This is a genomic window from Acutalibacter caecimuris, from assembly GCF_034335085.1.
Classification (GTDB): domain Bacteria; phylum Bacillota; class Clostridia; order Oscillospirales; family Acutalibacteraceae; genus Acutalibacter; species Acutalibacter caecimuris.
Window position 1 is genome coordinate 40044 of sequence record NZ_JAWXXJ010000024.1, and the last position, 9214, is coordinate 49257.

11 protein-coding genes are annotated in these 9214 nt (G+C 62.5%); 6 read left to right on the plus strand and 5 right to left on the minus strand.

The genetic code is table 11. The features are described 5' to 3' along the window. Positions 1 to 85: 85 nt before the first annotated feature. On the minus strand, positions 86 to 838 hold the full coding sequence (locus U8U01_RS13280) for a sugar phosphate isomerase/epimerase family protein (RefSeq protein ID WP_322175061.1): 753 nt from the start codon (positions 836 to 838) through the stop codon (positions 86 to 88). A 193-nt stretch (positions 839 to 1031) separates the two neighbouring features. On the opposite strand from U8U01_RS13280, the gene leuB reads away from it, so the two are divergent. Beyond that, the gene (leuB, locus tag U8U01_RS13285) at positions 1032 to 2108 is read left to right on the plus strand and encodes a 3-isopropylmalate dehydrogenase (RefSeq protein WP_322175064.1); all 1077 of its coding nucleotides are present in this window, start codon (positions 1032 to 1034) and stop codon (positions 2106 to 2108) included. A gap of 259 nt (positions 2109 to 2367) precedes the next feature. Here the strand turns inward: leuB and U8U01_RS13290 are convergent, their stop codons facing one another. Further along, positions 2368 to 2565 (minus strand): large ribosomal subunit protein bL28, encoded by a 198-nt coding sequence (locus U8U01_RS13290; RefSeq protein WP_322175066.1) that lies wholly within the window; start codon positions 2563 to 2565, stop codon positions 2368 to 2370. Positions 2566 to 2943: 378 nt separating this feature from the next. Here U8U01_RS13290 and U8U01_RS13295 point away from each other — a divergent pair, with 378 nt between their 5' ends. Next, the gene (locus tag U8U01_RS13295; protein WP_322175069.1) at positions 2944 to 3225 is read left to right on the plus strand and encodes a CD3324 family protein; all 282 of its coding nucleotides are present in this window, start codon (positions 2944 to 2946) and stop codon (positions 3223 to 3225) included. 223 nt (positions 3226 to 3448) lie between these two features. Here U8U01_RS13295 and U8U01_RS13300 read toward each other — a convergent pair whose 3' ends face one another. The 3 genes from U8U01_RS13300 to U8U01_RS13310 are packed head-to-tail and all read right to left on the minus strand — an operon-like array spanning position 3449 to position 4959. Further along, on the minus strand, positions 3449 to 3646 hold the full coding sequence (locus tag U8U01_RS13300) for a hypothetical protein (protein WP_322175072.1): 198 nt from the start codon (positions 3644 to 3646) through the stop codon (positions 3449 to 3451). A gap of 48 nt (positions 3647 to 3694) precedes the next feature. Then, on the minus strand, positions 3695 to 4462 hold the full coding sequence (locus U8U01_RS13305) for a heparan-alpha-glucosaminide N-acetyltransferase (protein ID WP_322175076.1): 768 nt from the start codon (positions 4460 to 4462) through the stop codon (positions 3695 to 3697). After that, on the minus strand, positions 4459 to 4959 hold the full coding sequence (locus tag U8U01_RS13310; RefSeq protein ID WP_322175079.1) for a deoxycytidylate deaminase: 501 nt from the start codon (positions 4957 to 4959) through the stop codon (positions 4459 to 4461). Before U8U01_RS13310 ends, U8U01_RS13305 begins: the two co-directional genes overlap by 4 nt. A 360-nt stretch (positions 4960 to 5319) precedes the next feature. On the opposite strand from U8U01_RS13310, the gene U8U01_RS13315 reads away from it, so the two are divergent. The 4 genes from U8U01_RS13315 (at position 5320) to U8U01_RS13330 (ending at position 8998) form a co-directional block, all read left to right on the plus strand. After that, complete coding sequence (locus tag U8U01_RS13315; protein WP_322175082.1) at positions 5320 to 5610, plus strand: hypothetical protein; 291 nt, start codon at positions 5320 to 5322, stop codon at positions 5608 to 5610. Between the two features lie 180 nt (positions 5611 to 5790). Then, complete coding sequence (locus U8U01_RS13320) at positions 5791 to 7938, plus strand: hypothetical protein (RefSeq protein ID WP_322175085.1); 2148 nt, start codon at positions 5791 to 5793, stop codon at positions 7936 to 7938. Beyond that, positions 7935 to 8819: a 16S rRNA (adenine(1518)-N(6)/adenine(1519)-N(6))-dimethyltransferase RsmA gene (gene rsmA / locus U8U01_RS13325; protein WP_322175088.1), complete on the plus strand. Its 885-nt coding sequence runs from the start codon at positions 7935 to 7937 to the stop codon at positions 8817 to 8819. Before U8U01_RS13320 ends, rsmA begins: the two co-directional genes overlap by 4 nt. Then, on the plus strand, positions 8816 to 8998 hold the full coding sequence (locus tag U8U01_RS13330; RefSeq protein WP_322175090.1) for a hypothetical protein: 183 nt from the start codon (positions 8816 to 8818) through the stop codon (positions 8996 to 8998). The genes rsmA and U8U01_RS13330 overlap by 4 nt, the downstream gene beginning before the upstream one ends. Positions 8999 to 9214: the final 216 nt, after the last annotated feature.

The following is a 9214-nucleotide window of genomic DNA, read 5'->3' on the forward strand; positions in this document are numbered from 1 at the left end:
CTCCTTGGCCGGGTGCAGGGGCGGCCTAAAGCCCCTGCCGGGGTTTGGGGCAGCGCCCCAAGTCCCTACGCCCCTATGCCAAGCCTCAGCCCAGCAGCCCTTTCACATAGCCATAGCTGCTCTCCAGGCAGTCAAAGGGGCTGCGCTGGCACACGTCCTGCTCCACCAGCAGGTGTTCCACCCCGCACCGTTCCGCCAGTTCCAGAATAGCGCCGAAATCCAGGTTCCCTTCGCCCACCGGGGCCATAACCGGCTCCCAGCCCTTTACGGCCATATCCTTCAAATGGATGCAGGGGATCCGCCCGGCCAGCCGCTCCATCCACCGGCACACGTCCCCGCCGCCCATCTGCACCCAGTAGGTGTCCAGGGTAAAGCCCAGTTCGTCCGGGGCAAAGCTTTCCAGCAGGCTCTCCATCACCAGCTTGCCCCCAAAGCGCTGGAACTCCACATTGTGGTTGTGGTACATCAGTAGCTTGCCTGCGGCGGCAATCTTCTTGGCCGCCTCCCGGTAATCGTCGGCAAAATGCCACAGCCACTCGGCCGAGCAATACTTCTGGGGCATCATGCCAATGCCGATGTACCGGCAGCCCATCACGTCGTGCTCCTTTATCACCGCCTCCGTATCGTAGAGGATCCGGTCAGGCGGGGTGTGGGTCAGCACGATGCCCAGCCCGTGTTTGTCGCAAAGGGCCCGCACCTTTTCCGGGGCAATGGGCCCAATGGCGGAGATCTGTACGGTTTCGTACCCCATCTTCGCCACCCGCCCCAGCGAGTAGTCCAGGTCCTTTTCCGTCTGCGTGTACTCCCGCAGGGTAAATAACTGTGCGCCTACTGTCATGGTAGATCCCTCCTGGTTAAGTATTGCCCCCATTATAGCGCATTGTCCCGCCGATTACAAGCCGCTTTCCCCCCTTTGCGGAGAAATCCCCCCCCACGCCTCCCCCAAAAGCCCCCCCAACCTGGCGATTGACACCGCCCCCAAAGTGTGCTAAAATTTCCTATATCAGCACAATAAAAAGGGAGTTTTGGCAATGAAAAATTATAACATCACCGTCCTCAAAGGCGACGGCATTGGCCCCGAGATCGTCAGCCAGGCCATTCGGGTGCTGGACAAGGCCGCGGAGAAGTTCGGTTTCACCGTCACCTATGATGACGCCCTGCTGGGGGGCGCGGCCATTGACGCCACCGGCGTACCCCTGCCAGAGGAAACCGTCGCCTCCTGCAAGGCGTCCGATTCCGTCCTGCTGGGCGCGGTAGGCGGCCCCAAGTGGGATAGCCAGCCCGGCCATAACCGGCCGGAAAAGGGGCTTTTGGGCATCCGCAAGGCGCTGGGCCTGTACGCCAACCTGCGCCCGGCGGTCATCTTCCCGCCCCTGCGGGCGGCCTCCCCGCTCAAGCCGGAGGCCATCGGCGGCAGCCTGGACATTATGGTGGTGCGTGAGCTCACTGGCGGCATCTATTTCGGCGACCGGGGCGTCGAAGAGGTCAACGGGGTCAAGTCCGCCTATGACACCGAGCGCTACAGCGAGCCGGAAATAGAGCGCATCGCCCGGGTGGCCTTTGAAATGGCCCAAAAGCGGGGCAAGCGCCTTTGCAGCGTGGATAAGGCCAATGTGCTGGAGAGCTCCCGGCTCTGGCGGGCCGTGGTGGACCGCCTGGCCGCCGGGTACCCGGATGTGGCCGTCAGCCACCTGTACGTGGATAACGCCGCTATGCAGTTGGTGCGGGACCCCGGCCAGTTCGACGTGATCGTTACCTCCAATATGTTCGGCGATATCCTCTCCGACGAAGCCTCCATGATCAGCGGCTCCATCGGTATGCTGGCCTCCGCCAGCCTGGGGGAGGGGGGCCTGGGCCTGTACGAGCCTATCCACGGCTCCGCCCCGGACATTGCCGGCCAGGATGTGGCCAACCCCCTGGCCACCATCCTCTCCGTGGCCATGCTGCTGCGGTATTCCCTCAACCAGCCCGCCGCGGCCGGCGCCATTGAAAACGCCGTGTCCCAGGCCCTGGAAACCGCCCGCACCAAGGATATCTACACCCCGGATTGCGGCGCCCGGCTGGTGGGCTGCGCCGAAATGGGCAGCCTGGTAGCCAGCCTCCTGTAAGTTCCCCCATAGGGAAAAGGCCGGGGTCCTCCCGGCCTTTTGTGGGTTATATGGGTCCCGCAGGGCATAGGGGGAGGCCTTAGAGTCTGTTTTAAAACGCCGGAACGCCGTCTATTTTGTCCCAAAACGGTGCTTTCTGTGTCGAAAATCCTCGAAAGGCTGCAAGCCTTTCTGGCTGCAAGCCTTTCTTGCGTTTTTTCCTTGAAAGCCCTCGTTTTTTGGACAAAAATCCGGCACTTCTTCGGTTTTAAAGCAGGCTCTAGGCCTCCCCGTGCTTGCGCAGGGTGCGCATACAGCGGGTGCACACCGTCAGACGTTTTACGCCCGCCGGGGTGTTCACGTGCATATGGTGCAGGTTGGGCTTGACCTTTTTCGGCGTGCGGCCGTTCACATACATCCGGTCGTGGGCAACTTTCTTGCCAAAAACCGTGGTCTTGCCGCAAAGTTCGCAGTGCATGGGCATCTCCTCTCCGCCTGGCCGTCGGGCATAACCGCAAGGCTCCCTTCCAGTATAGCCCCGGCCCGCCCGGCCCACAACCCCACAGTCGGCCCAGAGGCAAAGTTGCGCCGCCTCCCGGCCCGCCCTTGGTACAGAACCGTGTCCGCGCTTGCAAATCCCCCCGGCGCCCGCTATAATGGAAAGCGGCATAACCGTACCAAACCCAACCCCAACAGCCTGGCCCAACCAGCCAACAGGAAACCACACAAGGAGGGAACCCGTTTGACCCGATCCGTGACCTGCGCATAGCAAAGGCTATGGCGCATACCCAACCATAACCGGCCGGCGCAGTAGCCTTTGCTCATCCTGAAAATGATTTTTTTTAGGAGGGGCACTATGCGCTATGTACGTGCACAAGACGTCCTGCCGCCCGAACTGCTGGGGCAGTTGCAACAATATGTAGACGGGGCCTATCTCTACATCCCCCGCAAGCAGGAAAACCGCCTGGCCTGGGGCGAACGCACCCACAGCAAGCAGGAAACCGCCGCCCGCAACCAGGAGATCTACCGGCGGGCCCAGGCAGGGGAGGCCATCCCCCAGTTGGCCCAAGCCTATTACCTAACCGAAAAGTCCGTGCGCCGCATTATTTCGGCGGAACGCAAGGCCCGGCACACTTGACACAGCCCGTAAAAAAGCCCACAAGCGCCAAAGGGACCACCGGCGCCGCGGGCTTTTCTTTTTTGCCGGGCTTAGGGCTTGTTTGAAAATAGAGGAAATGACGGAATTTTGACCAGAAGCGGTCAGCTTCAAGGAGAAAACCGCAAGGAATACTTGCGTATTACGAGGATTTTCGACGCAGAAGATGGCTGCTTCTGGGTAAAAAGACGGCGTTTTCGATTTTTCAAACAAGCCCTAGGGTCTGTTTTAAAACGCCGTCTATTTTACCCCAAACCGGTGCTTTCTGTGTCAAAAATCCTCGAAAGGCTGCAAGCCTTTCTGGCTGCAAGCCTTTCTGGCTGCAAGCCTTTCTGGCTGCAAGCCTTTCTGGCTGCAAGCCTTTCTGGCGGTTTTTTCCTTGAAAGCCCTCGTTTTTGGACAAAAATCCGGCATTTCTCCGGTTTTGAAACAGACTCTAGCGCCCCGGCGGTCAGTGCCCCCAGCCCAAAGCCAAAGCAAACCCCGCCATCAGTACCGGCTGATGCAATAGGTAAACCGGCAGGCTGTGCCGGCCGATAAACGCCAGGGGGGCAAAGCCCGGTTTCAGCCGGTCCATCAGCCGGGGCCGGTGGCCCATCAGCCGCCACAGGTAGTACCCCGCCAGGTACAGGAACAGCCAGGGCACCAGCGGGAAATAGTCCGAGGAGGCAAAGCCCGGCCCCGGCAGGCCCACCACCGCCAGCCAGTCCTGGTACAGCCAGCCCGGCAGGGGCAGCAGCCGCAGCCCTTCAAAACCCAACCAGCCTTTGGGTACGTCCCTGGTCAAAAAAAACGCCCCCAAAGCCAGCCCCAGCCCCCACCCCGCCGGAAAAGGCGGGCGGCCCAGCCGCCCCCACAGGGCCCAGGCCCCGCACTGGATCAGCCCCGCCAGCCCCAGCAGGTACAGCACCCCAAACAGGATGAATTCCCCCGGCATGGCCACCCAGGTAACGGCCGATACCAGCACCCCGGCCCCCAGCACCGTCAGCCCGTGCCGCACCGGGTGATGGGACAGCCGGAAACAGAACCCGGAAAGCAGGATAAACCCCCAGCAAATGCCCTGCTGCCAGATATACCCCCCCAGCCCCGTATACCAGGGCAGGGGGATGCCCAGTATGTACACCACATCATACAGCGCGTGATAGGCCACCATGTTCACCAGCAAAAAGCCCCGCAGGCTGTCCAGGGCCTGGTAGCGGCCGGCCGCCGGCCGCCTCAATACCCCAGCACCCCGCGCAGGGACTCATCATCCGCCACCCAACTGCTCACCTCTATCACCCGGTAGTGCTCCCGGTCGTCCCGCACCACCACCTGGCTGATGCCCGCGTTGATCACCAGCCGCTTGCACATGGAGCAGCACACCGCGTTTTTGATGTAGCTGCCGTCCGCCACCTCCGTGCCCACCAGGTATAGGGTGGCGCCAATCATATCCCGCCGGGGGGCGCAAATAATGGCGTTGGCCTCCGCGTGCACCGACCGGCACAGCTCAAAGCGCTCCCCCCTGGGTATGGCCAGTTGATCCCGCAGGCAGTACCCCAAATCCGAGCAGTTGGCCCGCCCCCTGGGCGCCCCCGCATACCCGGTAGAAATCACCTCGTCGTCCTTCACGATCACCGCCCCGTAGTGCCGCCGTAAACAGGTGCACCGCTGGGCCACTACCTCCGCCAGGTCCAGGTAGTAGTTTACCTTCCCCCTGCGCTCATAGGCTCCCGCCATGTAAAAACCTCCTCCCAAAAACCTTTCTCCCATTTTACCACACTTGCCCCCTAAAGGCAACTTTACTTTTCCCCTAAAAAATGGTATCATACCCTTGAAGGTCGTGGGGACTCCAAGGTCGTGGGGACTCCAAGGTCGTGGGGACGCAGTCCCCACACCCCTGCCACCTTTTGAAAAAGGTGGACGAAAACTAAAGTGGCCCCGCCACAACCTTTTCCCATCCCCGCCGCCCCACCTCCCCTTAGCCCCTCCCCAATTTATTTTATTTTTATTCCTGATCAAAACACAAATCCAAAAATAAAAAAGAAAAATAAATATAAATAATAATATAAAAAATAATTAAAGAAGATAAGTTAGGGCTTGTTTGAAAAATCGAAAACGCCGTCTTTTTACCCAGAAACAACCATCTTCTGCGTCGAAAATCCTCGTAATACGCAAGTATTACTTGCGGTTTTCTCCTTGAATCTGACCGTTTCTGGTCAAAAATCCGTCATTTCCTCTATTTTCAAACAAGCCCTAGAAAAAGAAAAAATAAAAAAAGCAAGTAAAAAATTAAAGCAAAAAAAGAAAATCCCATTCCCCCAAAGCAAAAGCGAACGGGTAAGCGCGCATAAAAGTTTTGTCCACTTTTTCAAAAGTGGCGGGGGATGAAAGGGGGCAGGGCCCCCTTCCCGCCGGAGGCAAAGCAAAAGTGGCGGGGGGTGAAGGGGGGCGGAGCTCCCTTTCCCGCCGGAGGCAAAGCAAAAGTGGCGGGGGATGAAAGGGGGCGGAGCCCCCTTTCCCGCCGGAGGCAAGGGATATTCAACAAAGAAAGCAGAGGAGAAAGAGCAGATGTATGGAACGTTTTTAGGAGGATGCGGGGCGGTAGCGATGCTGGCCCTGTTTCAGGCCTGTGGGGTAAGCATAGCGTGGGCCCTGTTGGGTGGTGAGAGCCGGGGGGCCCGGCTGCTGCTGGGCAGTGTGCTGGGAAGCATAGGTATGCAGTGGCTGCCGGCGCTGGCGGCATTCCCGCTGGGGTTCACCCTGGGGGCCCACTGGGTGGCCATGGGGCTTATGGCCGGGGCGGCCGGTGGGGTGCTGGCCGTTGCCCGCCGCCGGGGCCGCCTGCTGTGGCCCGGCTGCGGCCAGGCCGGGGCCCTGCTGCGTTCCGGGGCCTTCCTGCGCCATGGCTCCCTGTGGGGGGTGCTGGCCGTGTGGGGTTTCTTCTGTTTCCTAGTGCTCCACTCCTTCCGGTGGGAGGAAGGCCGGGTGTTCAGCAGCCAGGCCACTTTCGGGGATATGCCCATGCACCTGAGTTTCATTACCAGCCTGGCCCGGCAGGGCACGTTCCCGCCCCACTACTCCCTGCTGCCCGGGGCGCGGCTGTCCTACCCCTTCCTGTCCGACAGCATCTCCGCCAGCCTGTACCTAACGGGCTGTAGCCTGCGGCTGGCCTATTGCCTGCCCATGTTTCTGGCAGGGGCCCAGGTGCTGTTCGGGGGCTGGCTGCTGCTGCGGCAGTTGATGGCCCGCCGCCGGGCTGGCCTTGCCTGGGTGCTGTTCTTCTTTAACGGGGGATTGGGCCTGTTCTGGTTCCTGGGCGGCACGCCGGAGAACTTCACCCGCATTTTCACCGCCTTTTACCAAACCCCCACCAACCTAACGGACGAAAACATCCGCTGGGTCAACGTGATCGTAGACATGATGCTCCCCCAGCGGGCTACACTGTTCGGCTGGGCGGTGCTGTTCCCGGCCCTGTACCTGCTGGCGCGGGCTGTGTTCGACGGCCAGGCCGGGCATTTCCCGGTAGTAGGGCTGCTGGCCGGCGCCCTGCCCATGATCCACACCCACTCCTTTCTGGCCCTGGCCCTGGTGTGCGGGGCCTGGCTCACCGCCCAGTTGTGGCAGGGGACCGGCCTGGCCTCCTTTGCCACCCGCCTGGGCAAGTGCCTCCTTCCCGCCGGCTTAGGGGTCATGGCCCTGCTCAAGGCGTACCTCTCCGCCCGGGGCAAAGAGGACGGCCCCGGCCTGCTGGTTTTTGCCGGGGCTGGGCTGGCCCTGTGGCTGGGGCAGGTCCTCATGTTGCTAACCGGCGCCCTTGGCAAAGACCGGCCCGCCGCCTGCCGCCTGCTCAAGGGCTGGGGCCTGCTGCTGGCCGTCACCTGCCTGCTGGCCCTGCCCCAGCTATTCGCCTGGACCTTCCGGCAGGTAAGCGCCGGGGGCATGGTCCGGGGCCATTTCGGCTGGGTCACCGGCCCGGACAACTACCTGTGGTTCTACCTAAAGAACCTGGGCCTCACCGCGCCCCTGGCCCTGTGGGGCCTGCTGGCCGCCAAACAGGAGGCATTTGCCCGTTACTGCCCGGCCCTGGCCATCTGGTTTGTGGCCGAGTTCGTGGAGTTCCAGCCCAATGATTACGACAACAACAAGCTGCTGTACGTAGGGTTCCTCTTCCTCTGCTGTGCCGCCGCCGACGCCCTCTGCCAACTGGTGTCCTTTATCCGCCACCGGAAGGCCCAGGCCTGTGCGGCGGTGTGCAGCGTGGCCCTGCTCTCCGCCCCGGCCCTCCTGACCATGGGCCGGGAAACCGTGGCCAGCTACGAGCTCTTCGGCCAGGGCGCGCTGGAAATGTGCCGCTACATAGAGGAAAACCTTCCCCCCGACGCTGTTATCCTCACCGACCAGCGGCATAATAATGAAGTCGTTTCCCTAACCGGCCGCAACATCGTCTGCGGCTCCCCGGCCTACCTGTACTACCACGGGCTGGTGTACCTGCCCAGCCAGCAGGCGGCCCAGGCCCTATACGAGGACCCCGCCGGCCACCTGTCCCTGCTACAGGGCTACGGCGTCGATTATGTGCTGCTCAGCGACTTCGAACAGGCCAGCTACGCCACCGGCCCCCGGGCATTCGACGCCCTGGGTTTCCCACGGGCCTACGATGACGGCAGCCGGATCCTCTACCAGGTAAAACTCCCCCCAAGAAAGGCGGGCAACCCATGAGCAACCTGTCCAATCCCGGCGCGGTCAAAGCCCTGTTGGCCCGGCACGGGCTGCGCCTCTCCAAAGAGCTGGGCCAGAACTTCCTAACCGACCCCACCGTTTGCCCCCGTATGGCCGGTGCCGCGGGGCTGGAGGGCTGTGCCGGGGCCATCGAGATCGGCCCGGGCGTAGGCGTCCTCACCTGGGAGCTGGCCCAGCGGGCCCAAAAGGTGGTGGCCATTGAGTTGGACCGCCGGCTGTTCCCGGTGCTGGCCGAAACCCTGGCCCCCTGTTCCAACGTAAAGCTTATCCAGGGCGATGTCCTGCAAACCGACCTCCACCGGCTCATCCAAGAGGAGTTCGGCGGCGGGCCGGTGTGCGTGTGTGCCAACCTGCCCTACTACATCACCTCGCCGGTGGTCATGGCCCTGCTGGAAAGCGCCCTGCCCCTCACCTCTGTCACGGTGATGGTGCAAAAAGAGGCGGCCCAGCGGTTCTGCGCGCCCCCCGGCGTCCGGGACTGCGGGGCGGTCAGCGCCAGCGTCCACTACCGCAGCCGGCCGCAAATCCTCTTTGAGGTTGGCCGGGGCAGTTTCCTGCCGCCCCCCCAGGTAGATTCCGCCGTGGTGCGCTTTGCCATACGCCCGTCCCCGCCCGTGGCCGTCGAAAACGAGGCCTGGATGTTCCGGCTGGTGCGGGCGGCCTTTGGCCAGCGGCGCAAAACTGCGGCCAATGCCATCTCCGCGGGGCTTGGCCTGCCCAAGCCCCAGGTGGAGCAGGCGCTCATCCAGGCCGGGGCCCCCGCCGCTGTCCGGGCCGAGCGCCTCACCCTGCCCCAGTTGGCGGCCCTGGCCAATGCCCTGCCCACCCCAACCCCCACCCGGAAAGGAGCAAACCCATGACAGAAACCGAGCGCAAGCTATGCAAATTCCTGTTGTTCGTCGACGCGGCAGCCATCATCGTCAGCATGGTGGCCGGCCCCCTGCGGCACACGGCCCTGGCCATCGGAGCGGCCGCCTCCGCAGCCCTCATCTCCCTGTGCCTGGTGGTCTACGGCCTCTACTTCTGGGAGCGCCGCTAGCCCCCGCTCCCCGCCAAGTGGTACGCAGCCCCCCACCAAGAGGTACGCCCCTTGGGCTCCGCCCAAACCCGCCGCCCCCCTCCCTTTTTCCCCGCCAGGCGGTACGCAAGCCCCCCACCAAGAGGTACGCTCCTTGGGCTCTGCCCAAACCCGCCGCCCTTTAAAAAGGGCGGCCCCAAACTTTAAGCCGCCTCCCGGCTGCCCCACCCCACCCTT

Bases quoted from the DNA above. Each gene is read 5' to 3' on its own strand.
- U8U01_RS13310 (WP_322175079.1), bottom strand. From the start codon at position 4,959: ATGGCGGGAGCCTATGAGCGCAGGGGGAAGGTAAACTACTACCTGGAC.
- rsmA (WP_322175088.1), top strand. From the start codon at position 7,935: ATGAGCAACCTGTCCAATCCCGGCGCGGTCAAAGCCCTGTTGGCCCGG.
- U8U01_RS13290 (WP_322175066.1), bottom strand. From the start codon at position 2,565: ATGCACTGCGAACTTTGCGGCAAGACCACGGTTTTTGGCAAGAAAGTT.
- leuB (WP_322175064.1), top strand. From the start codon at position 1,032: ATGAAAAATTATAACATCACCGTCCTCAAAGGCGACGGCATTGGCCCC.
- U8U01_RS13330 (WP_322175090.1), top strand. From the start codon at position 8,816: ATGACAGAAACCGAGCGCAAGCTATGCAAATTCCTGTTGTTCGTCGAC.
- U8U01_RS13280 (WP_322175061.1), bottom strand. From the start codon at position 838: ATGACAGTAGGCGCACAGTTATTTACCCTGCGGGAGTACACGCAGACG.
- U8U01_RS13295 (WP_322175069.1), top strand. From the start codon at position 2,944: ATGCGCTATGTACGTGCACAAGACGTCCTGCCGCCCGAACTGCTGGGG.
- U8U01_RS13320 (WP_322175085.1), top strand. From the start codon at position 5,791: ATGTATGGAACGTTTTTAGGAGGATGCGGGGCGGTAGCGATGCTGGCC.